The following is a 17296-nucleotide window of genomic DNA, read 5'->3' on the forward strand; positions in this document are numbered from 1 at the left end:
CCGTCTCTGCGGCCGGTATGGGACATTTTAGTTTACCGCCGGATGGTCTCTTCCCCGACAAACGGTTTTTCCAATCTTGTACATCCCCAGGCCGCCCTGGGCGACGAAGCAATAGAAGGCTTAGCTCAGCAGTCGTTACCAAGCTGCCAGGCTCCAGAAAACGGAGCATAGCTTTTCATCGTCAAAAGCTGAATTCTGGTCTTGAAAACGGGCAGTAGTACAATATAAGCTGAAGTAGTATCTTTACCTATACGAATTGAGCTTCCCATGCGCTTTGACAAAGTTATTCCCATTGATCGGCTGAAGCCATTCATCAGCCATTTTGTCATTTCTGAACAAACGCAGGAAAGTGTTTACAAAGTGTTTCCCTCTACCAGCCTGGTGATTGGTTTTCAGTATGGCGGAAAGTTGAAAACCGGGAAGACGGGTTTTGAAGATAATTTAGCTACTGCCGGTATTTCGGGCATTGCCAATCAAGTTAAGCTGTTTTCTAATTCGGCACATATTGGGACCATTTTGGTCTATTTCACCGAATTGGGGCTGGCGCACTTTTCGGCATGTCCAGCCAATGAGCTGTTCAATTTAAGTGTGCCCCTTGAAGATCTTTTTGATCGGCAAACAGTCCGCGATACCCAAGAAAAATTAGCGGCTGCGCTAACCGATCCGCAACGCATCACGGTTATTGAGCACTTTCTGCTGTCCCAGTTAAACGATAAGCCGGAGGATAAGCTCATTATGGAAGCCGTTAGGCTCATTCATCAGTCCAAAGGAGCCATCCGAATCCACCAGCTCAATCAACAATTGATGATTAGCCAAAGCCCTTTCGAAAAACGATTTCGAAAGTTGGTCGGTACAACCCCCAAAAAATTTGCTTCTATTGTACGGTTCAATGCCGTTCTGAATCAGTTGAACGGTCCCAAGTCACTGATGGACCTTTGCTTTGAGAATAATTTTTTCGATCAGGCTCATTTTAGCAAAGACTTTAAACTCTTCACGGGGGAGTCGCCCGAAAGTTTTAAACGCTTCCCATAAAAAACGATTTTTTACAAGTACCGGCTTTTTTTGGATTAGACCTTTGCCACAACCAGAATGTCTATTCCGAACGAAGTCTTATGTTGATCATTAAACGAATAAGGCGAACCCTTTGTAAAGAAAGTCAGGTTAGCCGCCATCGCCCACTGCATTCTATTTCTCCAGTCACCCGTGGTTTTTTACGGCGCAACCTGCTTGACAAAGGTTTTACTGTCTCGCTGGGAAACGCGTGGTTAAGCCAATATGCCAGCCAGGTAAGCCAAACCGTTAATGGCTAAAAAGTAAAGCCAACACCGAAATTTTCAATTGACAATTTCCTGCCCCGTTCTAAACCATTGAAGGGGGCAATCCTACCTGTTAACCTTATTTGATTCTCTCCATGAAAACACTGTTAGATGCCTTCTTCAAGAGCAAAAAAAAACGTGCTGATGATGCTTTTGTCAATGCGTATGCCGACTTTTTGAGTGCCTACCCGGCTTTTAAAAGTACCACTCATTTAGACGCCTTACGAGACCGGGAATTTGCAAGACTTGACGAGCATGGACACATCTACCTGGATTTTACCGGCGCGGGACTGTACACCCAACAGCAGGTTGACCAGCACTCCCAACAATTGAAGCAACAGGTATTCGGCAATCCACATTCCTCGAATCCCACCTCAAATTACTCCACGGCCGTTACAGAATCAGCCAGAGATTATGTATTGCACTACCTGAATACCAATCGGGAAGAATACGTCTGTATTTTCACGCAGAACGCCAGCGGTGCGCTGAAATTACTGGGGGAGTCTTATCCCTTTCAAACCGGCGATCAGCTGTTGCTCACCTTTGATAATCATAACTCGGTCAATGGGATCCGGGAGTTTGCCCGGAAAAAGGGAGCCTCCTTTACCTACAGTCCAATTCAAAAAGTTGACCTTAGGATCAACAAAGATGAGCTGATGGATAACCTGGCCCAGCCGGTTGCCGGCCAAAACAAACTCTTTGCATTCCCGGCTCAATCGAATGTGTCCGGTGTCAAGCATGATCTGGAGTGGATCACGATTGCCCAGCAGCAAGGCTGGGATGTGTTGCTCGATGCGGCCGCCTTTGCACCAGCCGACAAGCTGGACCTAAGTCAGCACCAGCCCGACTTTGTATCCCTTTCCTTCTACAAAATTATTGGGTATCCGACGGGACTGGGGTGTTTGCTCGTCCGGCGAAAGGCGTTTGAGAAGTTACAAAGACCCTGGTTTGCCGGCGGCACCATTACCATTGTGTCCGTGCAGGGTGATGGATTTTATTACGACAAAAATCACGCTAGGTTTGAAGATGGTACCATCAACTATCTGGCGATTCCGGCCATCGAAACCGGTTTGCGACACATCAAATCGGTGGGCATCGATAGCATACGAAAACGAATCGCCTGCCTGACCGGTTGGACGCTCCAGCAACTCCATGCGCTTCAGCATCCGAATGGTCAGCCCCTGATTAAGGTCTATGGTCCGCAGGATACCCACAAGCGGGGTGGCACGATTGCTATGAATTTCTTTGACGAGGCAGGATACATGTACGATTTCACCCAGATCGAGACGTTAGCCAATGCCCGGAACATTTCCTTACGAACCGGTTGTTTCTGCAACCCGGGAGTCGATGAAACCAACCACGCTCTGGAAGAAGACGAATTGAAAAAGTACTTTAGCAAAGAGGGTGCTAAAGACTACTTTGATTTGATTAATACGATTGGTAAACGCCGGGGAGCCGTCCGCATCTCATTTGGCTATATCTCTACTTTCGCTGATGCGTACCGGTTTATTCAATTTGCCAAAGAGTTACTCCAGAAACGTCAACCCCGGTTCAAACCCGAACGTTCCTATCTTCAACCTTCCTTCGACGTATTGAGCGCAATCGCTGATCATTGAGGTAGGTACAGATACTTTCATCTACGAAACCCCACTACAAAGTGCTGCATTTAGTCTGATGGCCTTAGCCCAAAAAGCTGGATATTTTGCCAGATTAGGGCTAAGGTCAGTTAGCTACTACCCCCTGATCAGCTACGAACTGTGATGGCCATTGGCCTCAGCTCCGGCTGTAAAACCCACTAATCTTCCCTATTTGCCACCAGGTACCCAGACAGGTCTGAACGCGAGTCTACAATCTATCTACATCCCGCTGATAATGAGCTTCTATCCTGAAGCCCGAATCACGACCGCATTGATCGGGGCACAGGCCACTTTTGTAAGATAACCCTAAAGCACGGCCTGCCTTTTTTATAAAAAAAGGCAGGCTTAATTACAAGTTAAATTACTGATCCCTAAAAAAGAAATAGAAAATGAATGGTTAATATTGCATGGCTAACCTGATCTTGAAAAGCAAAACCCTATTCATGAGTTGTTGAACGATACTTCCAACCTGTCTCACCAGGTTTCGCACGAGTTGTTGTGGGACAAGTTCAGGGCTGGCGACCAGGAAGCCTTCGGAAAGCTTGCACTGCACTATTACCAGTTACTTTACAATTATGGGCTCAATCTGAACCGAGATGATGAGTTCATCTCGGACTGTATTCAGGAGCTGTTTCTTGAATTATGGGAGCGCCGTGCCTTTTTGTCCAGAACGGATTTTGTTAAAACGTACCTGCTTAAGGCTCTGCGGAACAAAATTTTCAAAGAAAGTATCCGCTTAAAGCGTTTTAAAGAACCCCGTGACGTGCCTTTTGAGGTTGGCGCTGATATTTCAATTGAATCACACATTGTCTTAAAGGAAGAGGAAACCGCTCAGATCAGGCAACTGAATTCTGTTTTAAATACGCTTACCAAGCGCCAGCGGGAAATCGTATACCTTCGGTTTTACCAGGGGCTCGAATTCGATGAAATATCTCATGTGATGGGGCTGACCCGACAAAGTGTGGCCAACCTGCTTCACCGCACGCTAAAGAAAATAAAAGAAAGCTGGACCATTGTCCTGTTTATTGCGGCCTTTCTCAATCTCTCCGGGAGATAACCTTTTGTGTGTCAATTTTTTATGAATAGCGGTGGTGTGCCCAAAAAAAACTTGACTTTTTTTGGGTATGTACTGGCGCAAAACAGACTATAAGCATGAACTTGAGGGTATAGTTGCCATGGGTTATTTCGAAGAGATGACTCATCGGTTAACTACCCACTGCCTCCATGCACGATTATAGCGCTTTCACGATTGAAGATTTAGTCCGGGACCCTTACTTCCGGAATTCTATCCTCAACCCCGATCCTGAATCAAACGTATTCTGGGAATCGTGGGTGGCGATTGCTCCTGACCATCGGGAACGCTACGAAAAGGCGCGGATTATGGTAATCACCCTGCATCAACGGTATCATACGCAACTTCCGCACGAACAAGTTCTGCACAGGGTTGAACAGCTTGTGGGTAAACTGAATGAATCAGAATCAACTCCCAAAAAGGTAAAACCGTTGCGAATCAGCTATTGGTGGCGGGTTGCGGCAGTGCTGGTTGCCTGCTTTGGCTTGCTTTGGTGGAGCTCTGATGAAGCCTGGAAATCACTCTACCGCAGGAACGACTCCAGACCAACCTCCCCCGTTTCCCATGCGCTGGTTGCCAAACATAATAACACACAACATCACCAGACGCTAGTGCTAAGTGATAGCAGTGTTGTGACGCTATTTCCAGGAAGTAGTCTGAATTTTCCTGAAAAATTTACCGGAGAAAGCCGGAAAGTAACCCTGGTTGGGGATGCTTTTTTTGAAGTCACACCCCGGTCCAAACCTTTCCTGGTGTACGCTGGTGAAACGGTGACCCGGGTATTGGGAACACGTTTCCGGGTGACGGCTTTTCCGAAAGATGACCTCGTTAAGGTTGGTGTACAAAGTGGCAAAGTAGCCGTTCACCGGTCCAGTGAATTCGACCTTCCTAAAACGGCAAAAAGCCCATCCGGTTCGGGTATTGTGCTCACCGCACGCGAGCAGGTTGTTTTCAACCGGGTAAATCTTCAACTGGAAAAAGCAGCTTTGAAGGATCTGGAAAGAGGGAGTCAACAAACCGATGCCCGGGAGCAGACGTTTGTAGACACCCCGGTAACTGATGTATTCAAAGAGCTGGAAAGCATTTACGGAATTGAAATCGAATTCGACGAAACTGTTTTTGCCAATTGTCGCATCATCACTTCGTTCAGGGGAGAAACGCTCCTTGAGCGAATCAATAGCATCTGCCAGGCCATTGATGCCACTTACACACCCATGAGGGGAGGGGTTGTTATTTCTGGAAGCGGATGTTCGGCATTTACCCCTGATAAATAGAAAAAACCTTGTCAATAGCCTTTTAACCCAACCTGATCAATGCCTATGCAATAAATCTCTCTTATTCCTTTTTCAAATGGGTTGGTGGTGTTTGAGCCACCACCAACCCTTCCCGTAAACTCGTATGCTCCTACGCATTGACATCTTTATACAAAGATGAACGGGATTTTTTTGCCTTCAACTCGATTCAAGTTTCCGACAAAACGATCAAAATTATGGAAAAACACAGACAAATGCTTTGGCTGGTAGGTAGAATTATGAAAATATCGATACACCAATTCTTGCTGATTTTTCTCTTTGCAGGAGTGAGCCTTGCCAAGACGGCAGACGCTCAAAATGCATTAAATCAGAAAATATCCATCCAGGCAGAGAACGAAGCACTACGCAGTGTACTTAACCAGATTCAAAAGCTGGCGGGGGTACATTTTACCTACAGCGCAAACCTGATACCTCCTCACCAAAAGGTGACAATCACCGCGTATCAGCAACCCCTTTCGGGTGTGCTGGATGAGCTGCTGATCAAAGCGGACATCCGGTACAAATTGGAAGGTAAGCAGATTATCCTGCAAAAGGTTTCACGCCAGTCGAAGCGCGATGAGGCCGCACCGATCGAAGCGCAGGATGGCTTTCATCTCCGAAAAGAAAGAACGATCCGAGGTACCGTAAAAGACGAAGGCGGACAGGTGCTCCCGGGCGTCAGTGTGGTCCTGAAAGGAACCCAGCGCGGTACCATTACGAATACCGAAGGGGCTTTTGAGATCATGGTACCGGAAGAAAACGTGACGCTCAAATTCTCCTACATCGGTTACGTCAATAAGGAGATACCCATTGGGGATCAGACTACTTTTACTATTGTGTTAGAGTCGGATACCAAAATGCTGGATGCAGTCGTAGTCACTGCGCTTGGGTTTAAAGAAGCAGCTGATAAGCAAGGCTCTGCCAGCTCAAAAATAACGGATAAAAGCATCGCTGCCTCCGGAGAAACCAGCCTGCTCAACAAAATGGCCGGCAAGGCCTCCGGGGTGTTTATCGGCCGATCGTCGGGTAGTGATCCCGGAGGAGGGTCTTTTGTCCAGATCAGGGGAGCCAGCACCTTGTCCGGGTCATCACAGCCGCTCTATATCGTAGACGGCGTGCCCATAAACAGCTCGGTTCATGGCGGCACGAATATTCGTGGTGTCGTTCAGCAATCGCGTGTCAATGATATCAACCCGGATGATATCGCTTCCATTCAGGTATTGAAGGGCGCTTCGGCGGCTGCCCTCTGGGGATCCAGGGCGGCAAACGGGGTGATCGTGATTACCACGAAAAACGGCTCCTTTAATGATAAAATGAAGATTTCGTTCAAAACGAGCTATTCACTGGATGAAATAAACCGTTACCACAAAAGACAAACTGCATTTGGTCAGGGTGATCAGGGCAAGTTCAACCCAGCCTCTGGCAATGCCTGGGGCGACAAAATTGAAGCCAGAGCAGGTGGGGCCGATGAGGTCAATACAGCCGGGGAGTTCTTCGAGGGGTATGCGACGGGCACCAGGTATTATCCCATCATCAAGAAAAACTCCCGCGATATTTTTGCCAATGAGCAGTTCAATGCCGTTTTCAGAAACGGGTATGCTGTTGATAACAGTCTGAACCTGAGTGGTGGAGGGGCCAATTCAAATTACATGTTCAGTCTCAGTGATGTGTACCAGAAAGGCGTTTTCAGGCATAACAGCGATTACCGGAGGAGCACGATCCGGCTGAACATTGAAAGTAAGCTTCATGATATCATCAAGCTCTCCACCCATGCTTCTTATGCGATGATCCGGTCGGAACGCGTGCAACGATCCAACAACACGGCGGGTATGCTCTTGGGCTACTACCGGATGACGCCCGATTTTGATATAACCGACTACAAAGGCAGCTATTACAGCTCCCCGAATGCAGCCCCGATTATCAACCGGCAACGGTCGTACCGAAACTACCTGGGAAACAGTTCCAACCCGGTGTACAACAATCCACTGTGGACGATGATCGAGCAAAAAAATCCGAATTCGGTCAACCGGTTTATTGGCAGCGCTGAGTTGACGATCACACCGGTAAAAGGGTTTGATATCATTAACCGGTTCGGGATTGATAACGCTTCGGACGTGCGCCAAACCTATTTCCCCGTTAATTCGGCTGCGGCAGACGGCGTAAATCTAAATGGTAGGTATAGCGAGCTGACCATCCTTGAAAACCAGCTCAATTATGACCTGATCGGGAGGTATGCGTATGATTTTAGCCCTAATTTCTCGGCGAACCTGATTGCCGGATTTAATATGAATGACCGGAAGTATGCCGACCTGGGGGGAGAAATGACGGATTTCCTGATTGCCGATGGGCCGTGGAATTTTTCAAATGCCCAAACGATCAACCGAAATCCGAACAACTACAAAACGCACATCAGAAGTGCCAGGGCCTACTCCGTGCTTGGATTATCGGTTTATGATGCTGTTTTCTTTAATTTTTCTTTCGCCGGCGAAGCTGCGTCAACTTTTGGCGAAGCTTCGGACAACACGTTTTACTACCCCTCCGGCGATGTAGCCTGGCAATTTTCAAAACTGAAATTGTTTGAAAAGGCTACTTGGCTGTCTTTCGGAAAGCTGAGAGCTTCGTATGGCGTGGTTGGGGTGCAGCCGGCACCGTACCGGACAGCAACCCTGTTCGTGCCTGGTAATTCGCTTTACGGAAACGGCTCCTACCTGCAAAGCGCAGCATTTGGCAACGATCAGCTGAGGCCGGAAAGAAAAACAGAATATGAAGTAGGAGCCGACCTGCGGTTTTTCGGGAACAGATTACGAACCGAAGTTACCTACTACAAAAACAAGACAACCGATTTGCTCCTGTCTGTGCCCGTACCCAATTCGACGGGTTTTACCAGCTCTTATCAGAACGCCGGGACCTTGCAGAACAAGGGCGTGGATATCGATTTAAATTATGATGTATTCAGGCGCAATGATCTTAAGCTTTCGCTCAATTTGAACCTGAACAGAAATCGTAGCCTCGTGACGAATCTTGCCGGTGCCACCGCTGTACAAGTCGGCGGAATAAGCGGCTTTATGACTATAAACGCGCTCGAAGGACAGCCGGTTGGCGTGTTTATGGGGGGGCATTATGCCCGTGATGATCAGGGTAACAAGGTATTTGATGCGAACGGCTTTCCCACCGTCAATGCGGCCAATGCTAAAATCGGTGATCCCAATCCCGATTGGCGGGGCGGGTTCGGTGCCAATCTTTCGTACAAATCTTTTTCGCTCGGGCTGCTGTTTGAAACGTTCCAGGGCGGTGATTTTTTCGAAGGAACCCGGGGTGTCATGTATTCACACGGCACGCATGAAGATGTTGGTAAGGAAGTGACGCTGACCAAGGATCTGAAAAACTTCAGAGGAAATGTGATTCCGGCCGGAACGACAGTCAGAGGGAATATCGCGGACCTCGGAGCCGGTGAGGTGCTGTTGGACGAATCGTATTACACGACGCTGGGTGGAGGCTTTAGTGGACTCAAGGAACAGTTTGTGGTGGATGGAAGCTGGACCAGGTTGAGGGAGGTATCCTTGGGCTACACTGTACAGTCTGAAGCTTTCCGCAGAGCAACCAGGCTACAATCCGTAGAATTCAGGCTATCGGGCCGAAATCTTTTTCTGTGGACTGGGGTGCGCGGTGTAGACCCGGATTCCAATCATACGCAGGTTTCGCTGGGCAGGGGGCTGGATTATTTTGATAACCCCGGGACAAGATCCTACCTGTTTTCTGTACTCATTAACTATTAATTAGTTATTCTCATGAAAAGACTACTCCATTTTATCATACCAACGGTTCTTGTCTTTGCAACTTCTTGCTCCAATTTTGTAAAGGACATGAACGTTGATCCGAATAATGTCACGGATGCTCCGGCGGACATGATGCTTACCGGCGCGCAGGTGGCCTCAGTTAACTTCAACGGGTCCAGGATCGCCATCATTGCCAACATGTGGTCTGGCTATATGACTGGCATACAGAGGCAATATCTGAACTACCAGAATTACCAGTATACGGCGGTGGAAACCGAAGATGCCTGGACCTTTATCTACAACCAAACTTACATTCAGCTGGAAAAAGCGATCAGCAAATACGCCGAGGTCGACAACCAGCGGGGCATCGGTATTTCCCGCGTGGTGCAAGCGTATGTCATGGGGAGTGCCGCAGCGCTTTATGGCGATATTCCATTTTCCCAGTTTGGCAATCCGCAACAGTTTCCCAACCCTGTTTTCGACCCGCAGCCCAATGTCTATGCTGGTGTTCAAAAACTGCTGGATGAGGGGATTGTGGCGCTCGAATCGGGAAAAGGTGCAGTGACCAACAAATCCGATATTTTCTTCAATGGTGACCCGGTGAAATGGATTGCTGTTGCCCACACGCTGAAAGCGAGGCTGTATATGGAGACCAGGGAATATGAGAAAGCGTATGATGAAGCCACAAAAGGAATCGCTAATCCGTCAGGATCGTTGCTCACTCCTCATACGGCAACTGCTGGTACCCGCAACCGGTATTATGCCCATAACGTGGAAGATCGGGCCGGCGACGTAAATTCCCGGAATGCCTATCTGACAACAATTCTTGATCCGACCGCGAAAAGCTACCGGGGGAATGCTAAAACCGATGAAACGGCACGCTTCAATTTTTACTTTGTCAATCTGGGAACCCGGGGTATTACGGGGGAGATCGAACCCAATTACCTGTCCGTAGCCCGTGGGGATGCCTTCAACGGAATTATCGCGATGAATGCCTCTTCTTCGATGGTGACCTACGAAGAAAATCTGCTGATTCTGGCGGAAGCCGCGGCCCGTAAATCCGATTTCGCTTTGTCGCTTAGGCACCTGAACAGCTTTCGGGGGTATATGAACTCGGGAGGGTACATCGACCCTAGCTACCGGGCAAAATATGCGTTCAACTACACGGCTTACACCGAATCTGATTTCGCGCCGGGCGGCATGGCTAATCCAGGCCAACTGGACAAAACAAGGGCGCTTCTGGAAGAAATACTGGAAGAGCGCTACGTTACTTTTTTTTGCCAGCTGGTTGGCTTTAATGACGTCAGAAGAACCCGGAAAGAGGGCATTGGCATAAAGCTTACTCCAGCAACCGGCAACCGGCTACCGGAACGGTTTTTTTATGGGCAAAACGAAATCAATTCGAATGCTAACGCGCCGAATCCCCTGCCGGGCCTTTTCGAGCCTACCCAAGTCAACAAATAGGAAGAGGATAACGATTTAACGATGAAGCCTACTAGACCATACCCTTTTATCCCGCCGTTGAGCGTGTTTTGTTCAGCCCTTGTTTTTTTTCTGTTTTTCGGGGCATCTGCTCGGGGAGAAACCATCTATCGGAAGGCCAAGGCTACGCTTACACCCCTCGAGATGAACAAGGAGGACACGTTGAAGTTCAGACTTCAAAATGGCGAAACGCGGACACTGATCTTGAAGGATGTCTCGTCAGCGGTTATCATAACCAATTTGGGTAAACTCAAAGAAGATCAGCCCGGAGGGGCTACCCTCTACCATTTTACCTGCCAGGTGTTGATCGACGGCCAGTTGATGACAATGGAGCGCTATGTAGGGTCACAGGAAAGCTTTTATGAGCCGTATGTAATAAATGGTATGCGTATTTGGTTTGACGGAGTGAATACCATCGGGCAGATTATCAAGGACGAACACGGTGGAAAGAGTAGTGAATCCGTTCCTAAAAAGCAGGCCCGGTTTGCCGTGACCGATATGACGACACGGATATGCCCATCAACCCTCTACCCAATGTACCCCAGTACTGAAAACTACCTGCGGATTTCGGATAGCTACAACGCCGATGACTGCTGGATGGGGGCGTACAACGGATTTGAACTGCACGGTGGCCTGGATGTAAATAATCGGCCAGGTACTCCGCACTTTACGCCCTTCCCGATCGATGACCATTATTTTACCAATAGTTTAGAAAAGGGAGATAACAACAACCGGTGGAGAGGAGTCCATACCTGGGACAATGGCGATACATGGAGCATCCAGAATCACCATTTGTTAAATCTCCGGATACCGGAACATACGCCCATCGGGCCGGGTGTCCACTACGCCGATGGGTCGGGGGTCCATATCGGTAGTCACGCCCATTCCCATTTTGTTTTTCGGGTAAAAACGGGCGACAATGCTGCGGATATCTTGCTTGACCCTTGGATTCTATTGTGGCAGACGTTTGAAGATAACCGGCACCGGGCCGGTGAAACCAAGGCGATCATCAGCCCACTTCGCCCAGGAAAAACAGGGGAGCAACTGTCGTTTTTTGGGGAAAAGTCACGGAACATCAATCAGCATGCTGGCCGGGCTTTGTCCTATTACTGGACATTTGGTGATGGAGGTGTTTCCAATGAAAAGAATCCTAAGCATGTTTTCGGGAATCCGGGAGTTTATCCGGTCACGCTCCTGGTCGATGACGGCGTTGTTCGAAGCAGCTTTACGCAGCATATCACGATTGGCGGGGTCAGTCAGCAAGCTCCTTCTTTCGCATTGGCGTGCCAGGAGGAACCGTCATTCCGGATTCGACCGGCCCACGTCATGGATGTGTACGCTCCCGACCGAAAGCTTATTCCCAATACCCTGCACTTTCTGGCCCGGAACAGCAGGCCGCAGCCCAATCCGAAAACCGTTACGCTGGTCAATACCGGAAAGGGTGTGCTCGGAAAACTGAGCGCTCCTAAAATTAACTATGTTCATGGACAAGGGTGGCTTCGCCTGCACCTGGAAGGGCAGGGCAATGACCAGAAGATAAAGGCCTCGGTTGATGCGAGTGGATTGCGTTCCGGGGTCTACACCGCTCATGTACGGGTTGAGGGGAAGGGCGGCTACAATACCGTTCAATCTTTTAGAGTTGAGCTAGCCATCCCGACTTACCCACCGGCCCACAGCGAAACCCGAAATCTTAATCAGGAGATCGTTGATAATGCGGACGTGCGTGAGAACCGGTTTTACAGCACTCCCTACTTCTGGGTTGCTCCCCAATTCAAAAGATGGACAGAAAAAGGCTTCGGGGGGGGGTATCTTACCAATGGCGGCCGGGCCACACCAGGGGAGTTTGTTCGATTTCGGCCTGACCTGGCAGCGGGTACATACGAGTTATTTTTCGCGGAAGAAACACCTTTTGACCCCCAACGGAGAGCAACGCTGGGTTCTAAAAAGTACCCTGTCGACAATGGTCTAAATCCCGTTCCGAGATTTAAAGTGAAGGTTCATTCCAGAAAGGGAGACGAAGAAATTTGGGTGAAACCAACCGAATCGCTCTTCATTGGAAAATTCAGTTTCTGGGAGGGTATGGATGGCTATATCGACATACTAAGCGAAGGGTCCGTTGGCCAGGTTCTTGTTGACGCAATTATTTTCAGGAAAGTGGATAACTGAATCGGTTGGCTCTTTTTAAAGGCCGCACTACGTTCAACGGCTGGATGCTTTTTTTACCCTAACAAGAAGATACGTACTCTCCCTACGGTGCTCATCTGTGGTCACGGCCGCATCTGACATGGTAATCAGAACCCGCGAACTCCATTAGCGTAAACCTGTCTGTAAAGGCTCTGTGTCCGAACAGGCAGGTTTCTTTTTTACCTTCTTCGGGACGCTGTTGATCACCGTTCCGCATCATTCTTCCGGCAGGTGGACGGAAACGAGAAACGCTCACAGAAAATTGACAAGGGCGTGGACGGTGCCGATTTCCATTGATAGTCCAACACTCAATTCTTACAGACCATCTCAAGCTTGTCGAGGTAGGGTCAAATGCTTTTGTCGCAGGAAATGATCCAGGAGTAAGAGGCTTGAAAAACTCATCACTGCGAAAGCAAGAATTTTTAGAATACGTTGTGTGCTGGCACTGGGTAGCGGGATCAGGTTAAGAAGCTGAGTGAGCAATGGCATCGGGCTGGCTGTCGATTGCAAGCCGATTAAAAGACACAGGGTAACGAAGGCAGCGAGCCCGTACCAAAATGCGTTGGGCAGGATCGGTTTTGCAGGTTTTGCGGGTTGAATTTTTGCAAATACGCCTGCCTCGAAACCAGGCGAAGTTGTTTCCAACAGGTGATTGCCTACTAAATTTTTAACGGTTTCGTGAGCCGTTTCTTCGGCCTGTATCGCCTTTATAACCTGGGATGTGAACTCAACACCCGCACTTTCCACACCTGCCTGAATGAGTAACTGTCGTAAAGTCTCTTCTTTGCTTTCCTGCTTTGCCATATGCTTTCACAATAAGAAGTGCAATTCTTTCTCCAGCGTTTTCCGGGCCCTAAAAAGTTTTACCTTAATGTTCGATTTGGAAAGGCCCGTGATGGCCTCAATTTCTTCAACGGAATTTTCCTCAAAGTAAAACAAGGTAATCACGAGTGATTCAAGTTTGGGCAACTTTTTTATGGCCTCTTTGACATATTGTTCCCGTTCGGACGTGATCAGTGGATCGGTCGGCAACGTTGCCGTCTCGTTTTCCAAAAACTGTTCATCCAGCGCTAGAAATTTTCGATGGCTGATTTTCAATTTAGAAACAGCCGAGCGGTAAACAATGGTGTAGAGCCAGGTTGAAAATTTGGATTTGTTTTGAAAACTGCTGATTTGCAGATACGCTTTTACAAAACTTTCCTGGGCCAGGTCCTCAGCCTCATACGGATCAGTAAGTATCCGGAGAGCGATGGTGTAGGCCATGTTTTTGTATTTGTCCACCAAAAACGCATAGGCAGTCAGGTCACCGCTTTTTACCCGATCAATATAGACCTGATCTTCCAAACTTTGCATGGCTATTAGTTACTTCGCCGGTGAGACTGCATATCGCCTGGTCTGGTTACAAGTTTGTGAGTTTTTATTTTGAATTATTTTTTTTGAAAATACTGTAACCGGAGTGCCATCGTCGTTGTCTCATGGGCAAAAATAAATCATTAAACGACGTTGAAATGGACAAGGCGCTGGTCATTATCGGAATTGTTGCTGGTGTTTTCGGAGTTGTTTATGTTCTGGCCATGACACGGCACCGGGAACGTATGGCCATGATCGAACGAAATATCCCCGCTTCGATTCTAACGGGTAAAGAGCCTAGTTCCTATTCCACGCTCAAATTTGGGATGCTTTTGATGGGAATAGGTGCGGGTATTTTGCTTGGAAATATACTGGTGCACCAGTACGGTTTTAATGAAGGAGTAGGGTATTGGTCCATGATTTTTCTGATGGGTGGTTTAAGTTTGATTTTAAACTTTATCATGGAACGAAAGCTGCAGAAAGAAAAAGAGAACACCGCAGACTGATTTATCATTTTGTTTCCCCTCCATCCGTCCAGATAGATAACCGCTCATCAAAAAGGGAGCTTATTTTGTTATAGTACCTTGCATCGCAAAGTACCTTATTATACCTTAGTTTCTTCAATCATACGGCTGCTCTATGCAAGTGTAACTCCGTAACAGGTTCTATATCAAGGATATTTTTTAAAAGAGACGCGATCTCTTAACAGGATTCTTATGCCTTTTTTTATCGGTCAACTCTATAAATGATGATGAAATCTCTACTCATTACTCCGGTTGCCATGCTGGTTTTTGGCCTCCTTTGCGTACAGTCTTTGGCTCAATCGCCAATACTGGGCAGGGTCACGGGCATTGTTGTCGATTCGGTCGACAAAAAAGTGATGGATTACATTACGATCAATTTGCTCACGGAGCAGCAGGCTGCCGTCAAGGTGGATTTTACCAAAACGGATGGATCGTTTGTACTTGATCGGTTAAAACCAGGTACGTACATGCTTGTCGCGGTGGGCGTCGGTTACAAGCAGAAAACGATTCGGGTAGATTTGTCGGATACGGCCAAATTCGCAGTTGACCTCGGTCGAATCGAAATGGCTCCGGCGGTGGTTGGGTTAAAGGAAATCAAGGTGACAGCGATCAAACCGATTGTGAAACAGGAAGTGGATCGAATTACCTACGACATGCAGGCCGATCCTGAAAATAAAGTTTTTAACGCCCTGGAAATGATGCGGAAAGTGCCGCTGCTGTCTTTAGACGCCGATAATAATCTTTACCTCAAAGGGAATTCGGACTTTAGAATCCTGATTAACGGCAAACCGTCAAGCATGATGGAACGAAATTACCGCGATGTACTTCGGAGTATGCCTGCTTCGTCCATTGAGCGGATTGAAGTGATCACTACGCCACCCGCAAAATATGATGCGGAGGGGCTGGCGGGCATTATCAACATTATTACCCACAAAACAATCGATAATGGCTACAACGGTACCATCAACGTCAGTGAGCGTTTTCCGGTAGGGGGACCTGGTGTAGGCGGCACGGTTTCGGCCAAATTCGGTAAACTTGGAATGACCGTCATGACTGGAGGAAACCAGTATCGAACACCGGATATCCGAACATGGTCTGAGCGCGTAGCCAGTGGCCCCAACCCGGCCAGTCTTACCCAAAACGGTAGCACCCGATCAGGCAATTACAGTGGTTATTTGGGGTACGAAATCAGCTATGAAATTGACACACTCAATCTGCTTAGTGCGCAGTTCAATATCAATGGCAGCAAGGGCAACGGGTTTGCATTTCAAAATTCCCGGCTCACTGCCAACGCTGAACCTTGGGAACAATACCGAGTCGATAACAGGAGTCGGGACAATGGCCGGGGGATGGATGCAGCTTTCAATTACCAGCGAGGTTCCAGCGTAGACAAAAACCGGCTTCTGACGTTCTCTTACCGGTATTTTGGCTACAACAATGACCAAAAAGGATATGTAGATTTTACCGAACAGATCAATTTTGCGCTACCCGATTACCGTCAATTCAATGATCAGCAATTCTCGGAGCAAACAGCCCAGGTGGATTATGTGTATCCAGTCAAAAAAATCAACATTGAAGCGGGACTGAAAGTCATCTTGCGGGATAACCGGAGCGATTTTCGATTTGAATCGTTTGATCCAGAAACGAACACCTTCGATCCGGATCTGACCAGAAGCAATCGTTTTACCAATACGCAGAACGTCTTCGGGGCTTACAATACGTACCAGTATACATTCAAGAAGTGGGGGGTGAAAGCGGGGGCCAGGATCGAGCAGACGGTTGTAAAGGCGGATTTCATCTCCACGGATTCCAAAGTCGATCAGAACTATTTCAATGTAATTCCATCGCTGGCTATCAATCGCAAATTGAAAAACAATGCCGGTTTCAATTTTGGCTACACCCAGCGTATTCAGCGGCCGGGTATTTACCAACTCAATCCGTTTGTTGACCGATCAAACCCCAATTTTGAGCGTACTGGAAATCCGGCGTTACGCCCCGCCTTTGTTCACGATTTTCAGCTCGGCTTTAACAAGTCGAAAAAAGGTTCTGTGAACGTCGGATTGGGGTATACCAATTTTCGGGACATGATCATGCCGGTTGCCGTTTTTGATCCACAGACCAATATTACCAGGGCAACCTTTGGTAATACGGGACGGGCGCGGTTATTTATGCTGATGCTAAATTTAAATTATCCCCTGACCAAAAAATGGAATTTAAGTTTGAACTCACGGGCAGCGCATGGTAGAGTTTCCGGTGTGGTGAATGGCCAGGCGGTTTCTAACCAGGGGCTGATGTACCAGGCCAATATAGCAACCGGCTACAAGCTGACTTCCGGCTGGCGGGTGAATGGGAACCTGACGATGGTTGGCCCGAATATCAACATTCAGGGTACCACCAATTCAATGGTTAGCTCTTCGTTTAGTCTGAGCAAAGATGTGTTTAACGACAAATTATCGCTTTCGGCAGCTTTCAACAATCCGTTTACCAAATTCAGAAACGCGCGCCGTGAAACCTTTGGTCCCAATTTTAACCAGCTCGATATCCGAAGAGATTATTTCCGTTCCTTCAACATCAGCCTCAATTATAAATTTGGAAAGCTGAAAGAAGCGATCAAGAAGAATAAAAGAGGCATCCGTAATGACGACGTTCAAAACGGGGGGTAA

Annotated in this window: 11 protein-coding genes; 9 read left to right on the top strand and 2 right to left on the bottom strand. The window is 47.9% G+C overall.

Features of this window, described 5'->3' with window-relative positions; genetic code table 11:
* The first annotated feature begins 267 nt into the window (after positions 1-267).
* The 7 genes from ACYVH9_RS25310 (at position 268) to ACYVH9_RS25340 (ending at position 12741) form a co-directional block, all read left to right on the top strand.
* A complete protein-coding gene (locus ACYVH9_RS25310) occupies positions 268-1032 on the top strand; it encodes a helix-turn-helix domain-containing protein (protein ID WP_460639217.1) in 765 nt (254 codons plus the stop codon).
* A 379-nt stretch (positions 1033-1411) separates the two neighbouring features.
* A complete protein-coding gene (locus ACYVH9_RS25315; RefSeq protein ID WP_460639218.1) occupies positions 1412-2932 on the top strand; it encodes an aminotransferase class V-fold PLP-dependent enzyme in 1521 nt (506 codons plus the stop codon).
* 472 nt (positions 2933-3404) lie between these two features.
* Positions 3405-4010, top strand: coding sequence for an RNA polymerase sigma factor (locus ACYVH9_RS25320; RefSeq protein ID WP_460639219.1), 606 nt, complete (start codon positions 3405-3407; stop codon positions 4008-4010).
* 167 nt (positions 4011-4177) lie between these two features.
* On the top strand, positions 4178-5299 hold the full coding sequence (locus ACYVH9_RS25325; RefSeq protein WP_460639220.1) for a FecR family protein: 1122 nt from the start codon (positions 4178-4180) through the stop codon (positions 5297-5299).
* A 305-nt stretch (positions 5300-5604) separates the two neighbouring features.
* Positions 5605-9093, top strand: coding sequence for a SusC/RagA family TonB-linked outer membrane protein (locus ACYVH9_RS25330; RefSeq protein WP_460639221.1), 3489 nt, complete (start codon positions 5605-5607; stop codon positions 9091-9093).
* A gap of 12 nt (positions 9094-9105) precedes the next feature.
* Positions 9106-10557 (top strand): SusD/RagB family nutrient-binding outer membrane lipoprotein, encoded by a 1452-nt coding sequence (locus ACYVH9_RS25335; protein WP_460639222.1) that lies wholly within the window; start codon positions 9106-9108, stop codon positions 10555-10557.
* 162 nt (positions 10558-10719) lie between these two features.
* On the top strand, positions 10720-12741 hold the full coding sequence (locus tag ACYVH9_RS25340) for a PKD domain-containing protein (RefSeq protein ID WP_460639223.1): 2022 nt from the start codon (positions 10720-10722) through the stop codon (positions 12739-12741).
* Positions 12742-13086: 345 nt separating this feature from the next.
* On the opposite strand, the gene ACYVH9_RS25345 is transcribed toward ACYVH9_RS25340, so the two are convergent.
* Positions 13087-13563 carry a hypothetical protein gene (locus tag ACYVH9_RS25345; RefSeq protein ID WP_460639224.1) on the bottom strand — a complete coding sequence of 159 codons (477 nt, stop codon included), beginning with the start codon at positions 13561-13563 and terminating at the stop codon, positions 13087-13089.
* A 6-nt stretch (positions 13564-13569) separates the two neighbouring features.
* Positions 13570-14112: an RNA polymerase sigma factor gene (locus ACYVH9_RS25350; RefSeq protein ID WP_460639225.1), complete on the bottom strand. Its 543-nt coding sequence runs from the start codon at positions 14110-14112 to the stop codon at positions 13570-13572.
* A gap of 122 nt (positions 14113-14234) precedes the next feature.
* Between ACYVH9_RS25350 and ACYVH9_RS25355 the strand changes: the two genes are divergently transcribed.
* Positions 14235-14615 (top strand): DUF6249 domain-containing protein, encoded by a 381-nt coding sequence (locus tag ACYVH9_RS25355; protein WP_460639226.1) that lies wholly within the window; start codon positions 14235-14237, stop codon positions 14613-14615.
* 245 nt (positions 14616-14860) lie between these two features.
* Positions 14861-17296 carry a TonB-dependent receptor gene (locus tag ACYVH9_RS25360; RefSeq protein ID WP_460639227.1) on the top strand — a complete coding sequence of 812 codons (2436 nt, stop codon included), beginning with the start codon at positions 14861-14863 and terminating at the stop codon, positions 17294-17296.

It is taken from the genome of Larkinella harenae, from assembly GCF_054780515.1.